Raw genomic sequence first — 13754 nt, 5'->3', positions numbered from 1 at the left:
CGTTCATGGCCGGTCAGGCTTCCACCATGGCATCTTCTGGTCAATGAAGAGTTTGTCCCAAAGGAAGCCCCTGATGGCGAGCGGCTTCAGGGCATCCTTGAGCTTGCTCTCGAGGTATTCCCTGGTCGGCTCTGGATTGGTTAGCCGTTCGTCTGGCATGAAGCGGTTCCTGATTTCGCGCAAATCGCGGGCAAATTTCTCTTCGAGCCTCCCCGCCTCGAACGAATACCCCATGGCGGAGATCATTGAATGTGGAGGTCGGGGTACAGGTGAGGGGTTTTTCTCGACATACGCCGCAACAGCATCTGATATTGTTTCAGGCTCCGGAAATTCGAACCAAACCTTCTCGGCCGAGGTATGTATTCCCTCTACCAGTCGCTCATGTTGAAGATAGATCGCCGAGATATCTGGAATATATTCGAACAGCTCGGGCCAGATTTCCTTGCTATTTTATTTCGTGCTCGCAATATTAAAGTAGGCTACCAGGAGGTCAACTACGTATTCCAGAGGGTAGAGGCCGCGCACGGTAACCTCCGATGGAACCGCAGGCATGACGACTTCTATCCCGCCGAGGCACTGCCCATCAGTGCGGATCAGCTCCTGAAGAGCGATATATTTAGCCCTTGGTGCCACCGATGGAACAGCACCAATAATCGAGATGCCCTGATCGTCATTTTCCAAGGCGATGAAAGACCACTCGCCGCCCCAATTCAAACCCGAAATCCCGAAGCCTGAGGTTGGAAAGGGGGCAAACCCAAACCAAAGTTGAAAATCTACTCTGCTGCCCCATTCGCCGCCCGGCCAACCGGAGCCATTTTGTTGCCAAGGCCAGGCCGCATCTACGGCTAGACGATCTTCTTCTGCGATGCCTACTTTCTCGCATTCCTCCGTCCAAATCTTTTCGATGTTCACTGGATCAGGAAGCTTGAAGATCGGATCAGACGTGTCAGGCAGTACAGCTTTAGGCACCACGGCATCGAGTCTAGTACGCAGAATGCTTTGGAACCTCCCGAGGCTTGCTTGAAATTCCTCATCATTCATGTGCGCACCCGGTCTGCTGCCGTGATGGGAAAGTTCAAGCAAGACGTTAGCTTGGAGATCGGCGATCCAACAAGGCCCCGGGTGCTCGATGATGCCTGCGCTATCTCAAATCCGAAGTTGGTCGCCGACGATCTTGGCCGTACGGCCCGTTTGGGCTCTGTCAGAAGAACAGGCTTGAGGCGGGGCAGGGTGCTGGCAAGCGTCCCCGGATGACGAGGCGCAGCCCCTTCCGATACTTCAAAACTAGCCCAGAGATCATCCGCCTGGCGGTGATGATGATCTACGTCCGGTTTCCGTTGTCGCTGCGCAACGTCGAAGACTTGCTTCACGAGCGTGGCGTCGAGATCAGCCACGAGACGGTGCGGTTCTGGTGGCATCGCTTCGGCCCGCTGTTCGCATCCGAGTTCCGGAAACGCCGCATCGAGGGCATGGAGTCCAGCGACTGGCGATGGCTCCTGGACGAGATGTTCATGAAGATCAACGGCGAGCGGCACCTGTTGGAGCGCACGCTCACAAATGACTGAGGCAATGGATCGGACCTGTTGGTTTCCGGTCGCATCAGGTGCGCGCGGCAATCCAAACCCAAGGCCATGCATGTAATAACAAGAGCTTATCTGATGGAGAACGTTGGATCCTGGTCCCGTCCCCTCCGCCATTTCCCCCCGCGATAGCGTTCTCCCGATCCGGCCACCTGCTTTGCATAACCTGTGGAAAGTATCCGCTCCGCACGAAAACGAGTGGACACGCAGCGCCGTTCTGCAAAAAAAAGGAAGTAACAGGGGGAAAATACACATGAAGAGATTTTCAGCGATTGCGCTTTGCCTGGTTTGCATGTCCGGGCCGTTGTCGGCCACGACGGTATCCGACATCTTCACCAGCTTCTACAGCTTCGGAGACAGCCTGACCGATGATGGGAAATTCGGGCTGGCCAGCGCCGGAGGGTTGCTGGAGGCACCGAGTTTCGGCGGAAGATTTACCACCGGCCTTACATGGTCGGAGTACATCGAAGATGAATTTCAAGCGGCCGGTGATGACACCCGCAATTATGCCCTCGGCGGCGCCACGGCCAGTCCAGTGAACCCGCGCAATCCCGTCGGACCGCTTGGCACGCTGGAAAAACAGATCGCGGCCTTCCAGGCGGAACTTCCCTTTTTGCGTGATCCCGGCAGCAACCCGCTGGTCTCTCTCTGGTTCGGCGCGAACGATATCTTTACCGGTCAAAGCTCGGTCGAAGCTGCCAACTTGATAGAAGCGGGTGTCCGCACGATCGGCACGCTTGGCCCGGGCGCCGGCACGAGTTTCAATACATTCCTTCTGTTCGACCTGCCGTCCATCCCGGGCGTTGCGGCGGATGCGATCGATGCATTCAACACTCAACTCGATGCGAATGCTGCTGCACTTCGCGCCGACGGTTTCAACATTCTGCGCTTCGACCCATCGATGACCTTCGATGCCATCACGGCAGATTTCTTCAATGGATCGCCGCTCTACGGCATTACGGAACTGCTTGCGCCCTGCGCGGCCGGCTTCACCGATGGCGACCCGACAAGCTGTCTGGACGCTGGACGAGACCCGAACACCTTCCTGTTTGCAGATCCCGTGCACCCCACCGCACCCGTGCATCTGTTGGCGTCACAACAGGTCTCGGCAGCCATCATCGCCGCAAACGGTCCGGCTGTGGTGCCGCTGCCCGCAAGCTTGCCGCTGCTGTTGGCCGGACTTGGCGGTCTGGGCCTGCTGGCGCGGCGTCGGCGCCTGATCTGAGAGCAGACGCGTATCCAGACCAGTTGGATGCGCCGGCCTGAGGTCGGCGCATCTCTCGCACGGGGAAGGGTTGCATCCCGCGGCGGCCTTCAGGCAACGGGCGGGTCCGGTGCGGCCAGAAGGAAAAGCATGGCCTCGATCAGGATCGCGCCTCGCCGCCATTGGCGGATGGACCAAGTGGACATGCGAACCATCGGCTGAAAAAATTGGCTTGCGGGGTGGGGTGCGGCCGATCCCGGTCACGTCTTCTCCACGATCCATTCAGTCTATTGTCAATGCTCCGAAAAAGACGCGAAGTCCGCCCCGCATTCCCGTTCCTTTGCCGCCGGTCGCTGGACCGGTGACGCCGCGTGGGGCAGGGCCGCTGGGTCGAACCGTCCGGGGTCCGAGGCGCCCGTATAGGTCAGTCGCTACGCTCTTCGGTGGCCGGCTGGCCGAGCTGCGCCGCGCGGAAGGCCGCGCCCCGCTTCAGACTGCCGAGCAGTTCGGCCTCGTTCACCGGTTTGCTGAGGTAATCGTCCATACCGGCCCTGAGATACGTTTCGCGGTCGGACACCTGCGCATTCGCGGTAAGTGCCACGATGAACGGCCTTGGGCCGTCTCCCATGGCCTCGCGGATCTTCGCCGCGGCTGTCACGCCATCCATGTCCGGCATTTCGATATCCATCAGGATCACGTCGAAAGAACCGGCCAGCGCCATCGAGACGGCCTCCGGGCCGCCCGTCGCAACCTCCGGGGAAAAGCCATTTTTTTCCAGCACTTTCGTCCCGACCTTGCGGTTGATCCGGTTGTCATCCACCAGAAGGATCGAAAGGCCCCCGGCTTGCGTTGCATCCGCGCCGCCTGCCTTTGTCTCGGCCTCCGGCAGCACCCCGGGAGCGACGGCCTTGGCCAGACCCTCGAGCAGTTGCGCCGTCCGGGCAGGCTTCGCGATGATGGAGGAGAACCCGCCGGCCCGCATGTCCGACCAGGAGCCTGCCGCGGTCGACGTCAGAGACGTCAGAACGATCATCGGTGGCGTCCGGGCGCCGACGATCTCGCGGATACGCCCGGCAAGGGCGAGGCCGGTCATGTCCTCCAGCCTGTCGTCGATGACGATCGCGTCGAAGGACCCGCATCTTGCCAGGCGGTCAAGCGCCTCACTTCCGGTGCGCGTGACCTCTGGCTCGACGCCCCAGTTCCTAAGACGCTCCTCCATGATCCTCGAACTGGTGTCGTGCCGCTCGACCACGAGAACCCGCGCACCCGCGAGCGCCTCGATCTGCCTGCGCCGCGCCTCCGAACCCGGTGGTTCGCAGGGGCGCAGGGGGATCTCGAAGAAGAAGGTCGAGCCGGCGCCCACCTCGCTCGTCACCTCGATCCTTCCGCCCATGCGTTCAACGAGCCTCTGGCTGATCGCGAGGCCGAGGCCCGTCCCGCCGAACCGCCGGGTCGTGGATGCATCGACCTGGCTGAAGGACCGGAACAGGCGATCCATGCGGTCCGCGGGGATGCCGATCCCGGTATCGCGGACGGCGAAGCGGATGGCCGTACCCTTCTCGGGCGCACTGTCCCCGTCAGCGGGCGTCACGGTCACCAGGACTTCGCCCTCGTCCGTGAACTTCACCGCGTTGTTCAGGAGGTTGAGCAGCACCTGCTTGAGCCGCGTGGGGTCGCCGATCACCCCGTGCGGAAGGTCGGGGCTGATCCTGCACGCAAGCTCGATACCCTTTTCCTCGGCGCGCGGCATCACCAGTTCCACCGCCGTCTCCACCGTCTCGGCGAGGTCGATCGGGATTTCCTCGAGCTCGAGGGCGCCCGCTTCCACCTTCGAGAAATCGAGAATGTCGTTGATGATGGAAAGCAGGGTGTCGGCGGCAGTCTTGATCGTGGCCGCGAAGTCACGTTGCTCGGTATCGAGCCTGGTGGTGGACAGCAGGTTGCTCATGCCGATGATGCCGTTGAGCGGCGTCCTGATCTCATGGCTCATCGTTGCAAGGAAGGTGCTCTTCGCCTCGTTGGCCGTCTCCGCCTGCTCCTTCGCGTCGGTCAGCTGCTCTTCCCGCGTCTTCAGCTCGCTGATGTCCGAATACACGACAACGGTTCCGCCATCGGTGGTGCGGCGCTTGTCGATATTGACCCAACGTCCGTCCGGCAGCCGGCGGACATTGGACATGTCCGCTCCGCTGGCAGCGCGTGCCAGACTCTCCCCGACGGGACTCACGCCGACACGCAGTCCGTATCCAGCCGGGAGCCGGGCCGCGAGTTCGCCCAGGGACACGCCGGGTGTCACGATCCGTCCGGCACGATCTCCGAGGAAGTCCTTGTACCGCGTGTTGCACAGCACGAGGTGGTCGCTGGCGTCGAAGAAGGCGAACCCGTCCGATATGCTTTCGATGGCGTCGATGAGGCGCTGGCGGGTCTCGGCGATTTCCCGAAGATTGCTGCGCTCCATCTCGACGGCGGTGTCCCGGAACACCGCCAGGGCGCGCATCAGGCGCGAGACCTCGTCCTTCCCGGACGGCTGGGGCAGGGCGACGTGAAGATCGCCACCCGCGAGCGAAAGCGCGGCATTTGAGAACGCGCTCAGGCGCGAGCCGAGGCTGCGATTCACGTAGACGATGGCCCCGAGGATGACCATCAGCGACGCCGACAGCACAAGCGCGAGATTGATCCGGCTCCGCTCCAGCGTGTCGAGGACGCGCGCCGCCGAAGCGTCGGCCGCACCGCGCGTCTCGGCCACGATGGTGGCGGCCAGGTCACTCATCCCGCCAGTGAGATCGTCCGTGCTCTGGAGAAGCTGGTTGGTCCGCTCGAGCGCCGTGAGTTCGCGTGCCCGCAACTCGAAGAGGTTTCCGCTGTCTGTTCCGAAGCCGATGAGCCGTGCGGCCAGATCGGCGGTCTCCGACACTTCGGCCCGCGCACTCAGGCTGTCGAGGAGGCGCATCGTCTCCGTGCCGACCACCCGGAGATCATTGCGGAATTCCTGAAGTTCGCCGGAATCCTCGGCGAAGGGGGCAAGGGACAAGATGCCCACGGCCTGATTGCCCAGGGCATCCAGCATGAGAAGTGCGCCGTAGCCTTCGACGCCGGCGGCGTTGATGGCGTCGAGGCTTTCGCCGACCTGCCGGCGAAGGTCGGACGAGACCGTCACGGTCCGGCCACGTATCTGGATGATCGAGTTGCGCAGATTGAACTCGAGCTGCGAGAGGGCGCGCCGCAGATCGCTCCGCACGGCCGCGGCGTCGAGGGGCGGCGCCTGGGGGTCGCGGAACACCGCCCTCTGCCGCTCGAAGACGCTGGTGTCGCCTGCACCGAGCGCCACGATCTGATCGAGGCTTTCAGAGAGCGCATCGACGTCGACGACCTGGCGGACCGACGCGTTCTCGCGCAGTTCCCCGAGGTTGCGCAACGCGATGGAACTGGCCGGCACGAACGCGCTCCAGGCCGCCTGCAAGACGTCCTCGGAGGACGCCGACAGCGCGGTGTCCAGCGATCGCTCCATCACGCCGAGCTGAACCTGCATGCTCAGGAGCGGGATCAGCCCCAGAACGCTCAACTCGTTGAGATAGGTGACCGTGGTGTCGGTCCCGCTGCCCACCCGTTCGCTTTCGGCACTCAGAACGGCAAGCTGGTCGGCGATCACGGGTGTGATCGATGTGGTGAAGGCACTGTGCGTCCGGGCAAGGTCCTGGATCATGTCGTTGAGCGCGATCCGCACGTCGATACGTGCCGCGATCGTTTCCGCCAGTCGCTGCGAGACCCTTTCGACGGCGGCGACCGAGGCCTCCATCTGCGCCACCAGCTCTGCGGTTCCGGTGCCTGGATCGAACCGGTCGATCACCGCGCGCGCGCTGTCCAGATCGCGCTGAAGCTGGGTGTGCCGGGCCGCCAGCTGGTCCGGGTTGGCGGATGTCGCGACCGATGCGGCGGCACTGCGGATATTCGTGGTGATCTGGGACACTTCGTGTGCAGTGATCAGGGCAGGGATGCCTTCGCTCGTGATCGAGGTGAGTTGCGACTGAACGACGATGTTCGTGCGATGCGCAATCAGCGCTGCCACGGCCGCCGATGTCAGGATGATCGCGATCACAAGCAGAAGCTTGCCCCGGATCGTGGATGGGAGCAGGCCCGCAATCCGTTGGCGCCGGATGCCGTATGTGTCGGTGCCGTTCAGCTTTCCATGCTTCCCACGTTACGCCGTCCCGCTGGTCCGCCGCGCTTCAGAGACGCAGCTCCAGCCCCTCGAGATCGTCCGGCGTGAGATATGCCACGGCGGGATTGAGCATCACCTGCAGGTGGAGTGAGAAGACGCGCGCGGCATCGCGGTCCCGGTTGGCCCAGTCGAACCAGAGCGGAATGGCGACCCGGCGAAAACGTTCGACATCCTCCTCCGACAGGCGCGTGACCTCGACGCCGGCATCGGCGAACTGCTGCCATGCGGCGATGTTGGCCTGCTGGTGGGCCGTGAAATGCTCCATCGAAAAGGCCTGGACGAGTTCGGTTATCAGGTTCTGCATCGGCGAACCGAGGCTGTTCCAGACGTCCTGGTTGAACACGACAATAGTCAGATCGACGGGCTGATGCAGGCACGGCGTCGAGGCCGGACCCATGACGATGTAATCGCTCACCTCCGCGAAACCGAGGTCGAAATTCATCGCCGGGCCCGTGAAATCGGCGGCGTCGATGGCTCCGGACGCCAGTGCCGGGCGGACCTCGGAACCCGCCAGCGTCACGGTGCGGGCCCCGATCGCCTCGAAGCAGTCCGCGACGATGCCGCCGGGCATCCTCACAATGAGCCCCTCGAAATCCTCCAGCGACCGGATCGGCACGTTCGAATGGATCAGGTTCATGTCGTGATGCACATGCCCGACGAAATGCAGCCCGTGCCGGGCATAGAGTTCCCGCGCAAGCTCGGTGCCGCCGTAGCTATCGAAGAGCATGTCCCACTGGTGGGGATGAGGCAGGCCCATGGGGAAGGAGGTCAGGAATGCGCCTGCGGGCATGACACCGTTGATCGCGGCGTAGTGCGGGACCCAGTGCATCCCGTCGAGAACGCCCGCCGAAGTGGCTGCCATCATGTCGAAGATTTCGGCGACGGATCCACCGGCAAAGGGGACGAAATCGACCTCTCCGGACGTCAGTTCGACAACCCGTCCGCACCAGTCCCGAAACGTGTTGTAGCCGATCGTGTCTTCGGTCCAGAGCGATTGCAGCGTCAGTCTCCTGCCCGCCGCCACCTGCGCGTTTCCGATGAAGGGCGCGGCCAGCGCCGCGGCACCGAGCGGAGCGGAAGCGATCAAGGCCCTGCGGGTCGTTCGGGCCGATGCCAAGGGGGTGCATTTTCGTTCCGGCGCGATCTTGCCCGTCATTTCCACTCTCCTTGATCGTAAAAAAACAAGCCGCACGATTATGAAGGTTTGGACGCTTTTTTCCGGAAATCAACTTCGCGTTTGCCGTCAGTCCTGCGGATCCGTGAGCGTGGGGCGTCGCGTCTCCCGTTTCTCGCACGCGATGATCTTCACGAACGAGACAAGCGTCCGATATCGCGCTGCCGGGGCGCCGCATGCGGCGCCAAGAACAACCGCTCTGGCCTCGGAGCAGCCTTTCGCTCCGAAAGTCAAGAACGACCGCCCGGCGGAAAAGGCTGACCTTTTGTGGCAACCCGCATTCTTCCCATCGGTGGTTTTCAATTCGACATCTGACTCAATGGGCAAGGGGACAAATAGCCCAGTCCACTCCAGCGTCCGGCCATGCTGCCGAGGCCGGGGCTGAGACGCCGGGACAAAGTTCTTTGCGATCCCGGTGCAACGACGCCCAGGTCCCGTCCGATTAGTATCTCCCCAGCTTGGCAAGGCCCAGCCGGTCGCAACTTCGGCGGCGGCGAGCCTTTGCCGCAAACCAAGGAGATCCGCTCGATGACCTGGGCTGCACGAACCAAAGTATTGACCCTCTCGCTGTCTGTCCTGCTCGGCAGTCTGACCGTGGCCGAGGCCGAGATGAGCCGCACGCATGTCGATTTCTCGGGCTGGACCGGGACCGCGATCGATGGCGAGATCGTCGGGCGTGAGTTCGACCGCTACGAGCTGAACGCGGTGGCGGGCGACACGCTGACGGTGCTTCTGCACTCGCCGAACACGGCCACCTACTTCAACGTCTACGCTCCGGGCCGTGGGCCGGGCGATGAGGCGCTCGCCAACAGTGAAATCGTTGGCGGGCCGGTTCGCGAGATCAACGAGTTCTCCGGCGTCCTGCCCGAAACCGGGGTCTACGAGGTCGTCGTCTACATGGTGCGTGCCGCAGCCCGACGGGACGAGGTGGCGCCCTACGCGATCGAGATCGACCTGCTTCAGCCGGACGACGCCAACGACCCTAACGCCGCAGAACGCTTTTTCCAGGTGCGCACGCGCACGGCCGGCGGTCACCTGAACGTCCACGCCGACCCCGACATCAATGCCCAGCGGCTCGGGCGGTTCAATAACGGCGCCGTACTGCGCGATATCGGTGGATGCACGGAACATGGCGGACGCGACTGGTGCGAGGTGATGGCCTATGAAGGCGGGCTGGCCGGTTGGGCCGCGCGCGAATTCCTCGCGCCCGTCTCGCCCCGCCGCGCCGCCGCGCCGGTGGCGCCCCCGCGTCAGGTGGCGGCGTCGACGGCCCCCCGGCCCACGCTGTCGGCGAACTTCTCCACCACGTCGGAATTCTTCCACGTCCATCTCGGCGATCCCCGCGGGCATCTTAACGTGCACGCGGAACCGTCCGGGGGCTCGATCCGCGTGGGCCGGCTGCCCGACGGCGCGGATGTGCGGAACGTCGGTGGCTGCGTCGAGTCGGGCGGGCACACCTGGTGCGACATCATGCAGGCCGGCGGCGGCGTTTCGGGCTGGGTCGCGGCGGAATACCTCCGCAACGGCCAGGTTCCGGCCTCGCAGGTCACGACGGCCACGGGCGCACCGCGTCCCGTCACCGATGACTTCGCCGACGGCATGGCGGGCGGCCCGGACTTCTGGCGCGTCGATATGGGCAATTCGGGCAGCGCGCTGCGCGTTCACGCCCGTCCCTCCACGCAGGCCCCGGTCATCGCGCGGTTCCATGACGGCGCGACGCTCCGGAACGCCGATGGCTGCCGGATGAGCGACGGGCGCCGCTGGTGCTACGTCACCTCGATCGCTGGCGATGTCACGGGCTGGGTCGCGGGCGACTACCTTCGCGAGGGCTCGGCCCCCGGCGTGGCCACCCACCTGCCGTTGCCCGTGGGCGCGATGCCCGTGCCGCCGGCGGAAACGGCGACCGAGCCGCAGGTTCTCGGCCCGGCCTATGACACGACCGGCGGCCTGACCTGCGTCGACGGCATCGACGCCCCGGCCGCGACCTGCAGCTACGGCGCCGTCCACGAGGGCAGCGGCAACGGCTACGTGCAGATCACCGAAGCGGGCTTCGGCGGGCGGACCATCTCCTTCGAGAACGGCGTGCCGGTCTACTTCGATCAGTCCCAGGCCGATGGCGACGTGACGATGGACGTTGTGCGGCTCGGTGACATCTGGAGCATCCAGATCGGGCCGCGCCGCTTCGAGATCCCCGCCGCGCTCTTCGAGGCCCACCCGGATGTCGTGTCGCGCACCACCCTGCCACTGGCCCCCGCCCCGATGCAGGATCAGGGCGATGCTCTGGTGGCCGGTACCGACTTCAACGCCACGGCAGAGATCGAGTGCACCCGTGATCGCGATGCCGCCACGGCCATGTGCCAGGCCGGCGTCGTCCGCGAGGGCAATGGCAGCGGGTTCGTCACGGTGTTCTGGCCCGATGGCGGCGGCCGCGTGATCTTCTTCGAAGGCAACACGCCGGTCCGCTACGACGAATCCGAGGCCGATGGCGGCGCGGCATTCTCGGCCACGCAGGACGCCAACGGCACCTTCACGGTGTTTGTCGGCGACGCCCGGTTCGTCATCCCCGAGGCCCTGATCGTCGGCGACTGACACATCCATCGGGCGGCCGGGCCGGGTGGTCCGGTCGCCTGTCATCCCGCGCGCCCGAAGGCCGCGGTTCACCCCATCGAAAGGGACAAAGCAATGCAAAAGACACTTCTTCTCGCGTGCGGCGCCGCTGCTGTCGCCACGCTCGCCGGCTGCGTCGATGTCGCGGGTCCGGTCACGCCCGGCCGCGCCACGATGGCCGAGGTCGAGCAATCCTGTGTGAACCAGCTGGCGCGTGACTCCATGTTGGGCACGAACCAGGTCAGCGTGGCCGGCTCCACCGGATCCTCCGAAGGCAGCGCCGTCTTCCTGATCAACGCCGACGGCCGCAACTGGACCTGCCGGGCTGACGGCGCCGGCAACATCACCGCCATGGAATTCAACGGCTGAAACCTCTGAAGCCACACCATGGGCGTGGTCCGGCGCTGACCTCGTGGCCGGACCCGCGCGCATGGATCCTTCCCCGCCGCGGGTACCCCATCGGCGGCGGGGAAGACCAACCCTGGGAGCGCGCGCATGGGACACAGGCTCTGCCGGATCGCGGTGATCCTCGTCGCGCTGCTCTATCTTGCGGCGCTGTTCCTCTTTTTCGTGGGGGCTTTCGGCTGGTTCGGGCAGGAACGGACGCCGCTTGCCGGTGTCTTCCTCGTGCCTCTGGGCCTGCCGTGGAACCTCTGGCTCGATGGTCTTGCCGAGACCGTCCGCCCCTGGCTGGCGGCCCTGACACCGCTCCTGAACATCGCAATCCTCGCCGCGCTCTGCACCTGGCTGCGGCCTTCCAAGCTTACCTGAAAAGGAAACCGAACCCATGGGAAAAACGCTTTTCGGACTTCTCGGCCTCGTCGTGGGCTTCATCGGCGGCGCGGTGATCGGAGGGTCGCTTCTGGGCGGGGCCGCGACGGGCGTCGGCGTCGCCACAGGGCTCAGCGCGGGCATCTGCTCGACGGTCACGGCCGCGATGGAGGAAGGTCTGCTGACCGAGGAACAGGTCGCACAGGTCCTCGCCCGCGCCGCCACCGACCTCGGCGGCATGGCCGAGGCCGGGGAGCTTGTCGGTTCGACCGCCGATTGCGAGCGCGTCATGCAGGAGCTGACGGCGGCTGCCTCCAACTGACCCCCCAGTTCCGGAGGCCACACTTTGACACCTGACCGACGCCAGATCCTGATGAGCCTCGCCGCCTTAGGCGGGCTGAAGTTCGTGCCCACGCGCCTGCGCGCCGAGCAGGAGGAGGTCGTTTTCGACGAGGCCAACATGCTGCCCGGCGACTTCACCTGGCACCCCGAGCGCGAGCCGGAGGGCGCCGTCGCCGTCGTCGTCTCGATCCCCGAGCAGAGGGTGCATGTCTACCGCAACGGCATCCGCATCGCGGTGTCCACCTGCTCGACGGGCCGCGAGGGGCACGCCACGCCCACTGGCGTCTTCACCGTGCTGCAGAAGGACGCCGATCACCGGTCGTCCACCTACAACAACGCGGCGATGCCGAACATGAACCGGCTCACCTGGGACGGGATCGCGCTCCATGCCGGGAACCTGCCCGGCTACCCGGCGAGCCATGGCTGCGTGCGCCTGCCGCTGGAATTCTCGGCGCTCCTGTTCGAGGTCACCCATATCGGCACGCCCGTCATCATCTCGGGCGCGCGCAACGATCCGTGGGAACTGGTCCACCCGGGTTTCGTCCTGTCGGGCTTCGCCGAGACCGAGATGGAGGAGGCCGTGTCGGGCCTCGAGGCGCGCCAGCATCCGGCCGACTGGACCGAGGGGCAGAGCTACCCGGTCACGTCGGTTCTCGCCACCGCCGCCGACCGCAAGATCGTGCTGATGGAGAACGGGCGGAAGGTCACGGAGGCGCCAATCGAACTCGGAGACGACCGCCCGCTGGGTGAGCACGTCCTCGTCGTGCAGGCCGCGCGCGAGGGCGGGCTGCACTGGACCGGGATCACGCACCATCCCGACCCCGGCCATCCTCTCTGGCCGGAAGAGCAGGTGCTGAACCGGCTCAGCATCCCGTCGGACTTCGCCCGCGCGATGAGCACGAGGCTGCATCCAGGTCTCGTCCTCATCGTCTCGGACCTCGCCGCAACGCCGGACCGCCAGTCGGGCACCGACTTCGTCATCATGACCGGTGAGAACCTTACGTCACCAAGACCGCTCCGGAACCCGAGAGAGTGACACGCGTGATCGTGCGCGAAACGAGAAAGAGGTGCAGTGCAATGATGAAGGTCAGACATATCGCGGCGATCGCAATCGCCTCGCTGCTGCCGATGGCCGCCTCGGCGCAGGAATCACGGGCGCTCGGACCGACCGGCTGGACCGGCGCCTATGCCGGTCTGCAGTTCGGCGCGCTGTCGGCGATGCAGGATGTCGACAACGTCAGCACGGCCGCGGGCGTCGTGCGGACCTGGTCCCCTGACCCCGATGGTGCGAGCGGCGGGGTCTTCCTCGGCTACAACTGGCAGCGCGGCGCTTCGCTGGTCTACGGCGTGGAGGCCGACGTGAACTGGAGCGGCGCCGAGGGACGCTCGGTTGTGACAACACCCCTCCTTGCCGGCGGAAACGTTGTGGAGGCCGTCGATACGAATGTCCGAGGGACCGCGGCCTTGCGGGGGCGGGTCGGCTACGCTGCGGGCGACACGCTTTTCTATGCGACCGCCGGGCTGGCATGGATCAGGCATGAAGGGGTCTATCTCGGGACAACGAACCCCGCCGCCGGCCCCCCGATCGTCGGCAACCCACTTCCGTGGTCGGACACGGCGCGCGGCTGGACGGCGGGCATCGGCCTGGAACACGTCCTGAACGACCGCTGGGTCGGCCGGATCGACTATCGCTACACGGATTTCGGCGATCTCTTCTATCGGCCGTTCGGAGGCGCCCTGGCCGTCAACAACTTGCTTGGCAATCTCAGCACCCACGAGATCCGGGTGGGCATCGCCATGAGGTTCTGAGACGCGCGGGAAACAAGGTTGCGGAGGTGCGGTGAGGACCATGACGGAAAG

The 13754-nt window shown here is 64.8% G+C and carries 11 protein-coding genes and 1 pseudogene; 8 read left to right on the top strand and 4 right to left on the bottom strand.

The window, feature by feature from the left end; translation table 11 throughout:
* Nucleotides 1-3 precede the first annotated feature (3 nt).
* Nucleotides 4-234, bottom strand: a complete 231-nt coding sequence (locus N8I71_RS04800; RefSeq protein ID WP_262876797.1) for a hypothetical protein — start codon at nt 232-234, stop codon at nt 4-6.
* 216 nt (nt 235-450) lie between these two features.
* Entirely contained in the window at nt 451-1041 is a 591-nt protein-coding gene (locus N8I71_RS04795) for a hypothetical protein (protein ID WP_262876796.1), read from the bottom strand.
* Nucleotides 1042-1250: 209 nt separating this feature from the next.
* Between N8I71_RS04795 and N8I71_RS20605 the strand changes: the two are divergent.
* Nucleotides 1251-1562, top strand: a pseudogene (locus tag N8I71_RS20605) (IS6 family transposase); the annotation flags it as partial.
* 271 nt (nt 1563-1833) lie between these two features.
* The gene (locus N8I71_RS04785) at nt 1834-2805 is read left to right on the top strand and encodes an SGNH/GDSL hydrolase family protein (protein WP_262876795.1); all 972 of its coding nucleotides are present in this window, start codon (nt 1834-1836) and stop codon (nt 2803-2805) included.
* A gap of 403 nt (nt 2806-3208) precedes the next feature.
* Here N8I71_RS04785 and N8I71_RS04780 read toward each other — a convergent pair whose 3' ends face one another.
* Nucleotides 3209-6877: a hybrid sensor histidine kinase/response regulator gene (locus N8I71_RS04780; RefSeq protein ID WP_262876794.1), complete on the bottom strand. Its 3669-nt coding sequence runs from the start codon at nt 6875-6877 to the stop codon at nt 3209-3211.
* A 130-nt stretch (nt 6878-7007) separates the two neighbouring features.
* On the bottom strand, nt 7008-8087 hold the full coding sequence (dctP, locus tag N8I71_RS04775; RefSeq protein WP_262876793.1) for a TRAP transporter substrate-binding protein DctP: 1080 nt from the start codon (nt 8085-8087) through the stop codon (nt 7008-7010).
* A 615-nt stretch (nt 8088-8702) separates the two neighbouring features.
* On the opposite strand from dctP, the gene N8I71_RS04770 reads away from it, so the two are divergent.
* From N8I71_RS04770 to N8I71_RS04745, 6 genes are all read left to right on the top strand, one after another.
* The gene (locus N8I71_RS04770; protein WP_262876792.1) at nt 8703-10763 is read left to right on the top strand and encodes an SH3 domain-containing protein; all 2061 of its coding nucleotides are present in this window, start codon (nt 8703-8705) and stop codon (nt 10761-10763) included.
* A gap of 93 nt (nt 10764-10856) precedes the next feature.
* Nucleotides 10857-11150, top strand: a complete 294-nt coding sequence (locus N8I71_RS04765; RefSeq protein ID WP_262876791.1) for a hypothetical protein — start codon at nt 10857-10859, stop codon at nt 11148-11150.
* A gap of 126 nt (nt 11151-11276) precedes the next feature.
* Nucleotides 11277-11552, top strand: coding sequence for a hypothetical protein (locus N8I71_RS04760; RefSeq protein ID WP_262876790.1), 276 nt, complete (start codon nt 11277-11279; stop codon nt 11550-11552).
* Nucleotides 11553-11568: 16 nt separating this feature from the next.
* Nucleotides 11569-11874 (top strand): hypothetical protein, encoded by a 306-nt coding sequence (locus tag N8I71_RS04755; protein ID WP_262876789.1) that lies wholly within the window; start codon nt 11569-11571, stop codon nt 11872-11874.
* A 24-nt stretch (nt 11875-11898) separates the two neighbouring features.
* Nucleotides 11899-12930, top strand: coding sequence for a L,D-transpeptidase (locus N8I71_RS04750; RefSeq protein ID WP_262876788.1), 1032 nt, complete (start codon nt 11899-11901; stop codon nt 12928-12930).
* Between the two features lie 41 nt (nt 12931-12971).
* Nucleotides 12972-13703 (top strand): outer membrane protein, encoded by a 732-nt coding sequence (locus N8I71_RS04745; RefSeq protein WP_262876787.1) that lies wholly within the window; start codon nt 12972-12974, stop codon nt 13701-13703.
* Nucleotides 13704-13754: the final 51 nt, after the last annotated feature.

The organism is Roseicyclus sediminis (assembly GCF_025515305.1).
GTDB classification, from domain to species: domain Bacteria; phylum Pseudomonadota; class Alphaproteobacteria; order Rhodobacterales; family Rhodobacteraceae; genus Roseibacterium; species Roseibacterium sediminis.
Note: the sequence above shows the minus strand (reverse complement) of the source record. Positions and strands in the feature narration are given on the sequence as shown.

Bases quoted from the DNA above. Each gene is read 5' to 3' on its own strand.
- N8I71_RS04800 (WP_262876797.1), bottom strand. From the start codon at position 234: ATGGGGTATTCGTTCGAGGCGGGGAGGCTCGAAGAGAAATTTGCCCGC.
- N8I71_RS04795 (WP_262876796.1), bottom strand. From the start codon at position 1,041: ATGAATGATGAGGAATTTCAAGCAAGCCTCGGGAGGTTCCAAAGCATT.
- N8I71_RS04785 (WP_262876795.1), top strand. From the start codon at position 1,834: ATGAAGAGATTTTCAGCGATTGCGCTTTGCCTGGTTTGCATGTCCGGG.
- N8I71_RS04770 (WP_262876792.1), top strand. From the start codon at position 8,703: ATGACCTGGGCTGCACGAACCAAAGTATTGACCCTCTCGCTGTCTGTC.
- N8I71_RS04765 (WP_262876791.1), top strand. From the start codon at position 10,857: ATGCAAAAGACACTTCTTCTCGCGTGCGGCGCCGCTGCTGTCGCCACG.
- N8I71_RS04760 (WP_262876790.1), top strand. From the start codon at position 11,277: ATGGGACACAGGCTCTGCCGGATCGCGGTGATCCTCGTCGCGCTGCTC.
- N8I71_RS04755 (WP_262876789.1), top strand. From the start codon at position 11,569: ATGGGAAAAACGCTTTTCGGACTTCTCGGCCTCGTCGTGGGCTTCATC.
- N8I71_RS04745 (WP_262876787.1), top strand. From the start codon at position 12,972: ATGATGAAGGTCAGACATATCGCGGCGATCGCAATCGCCTCGCTGCTG.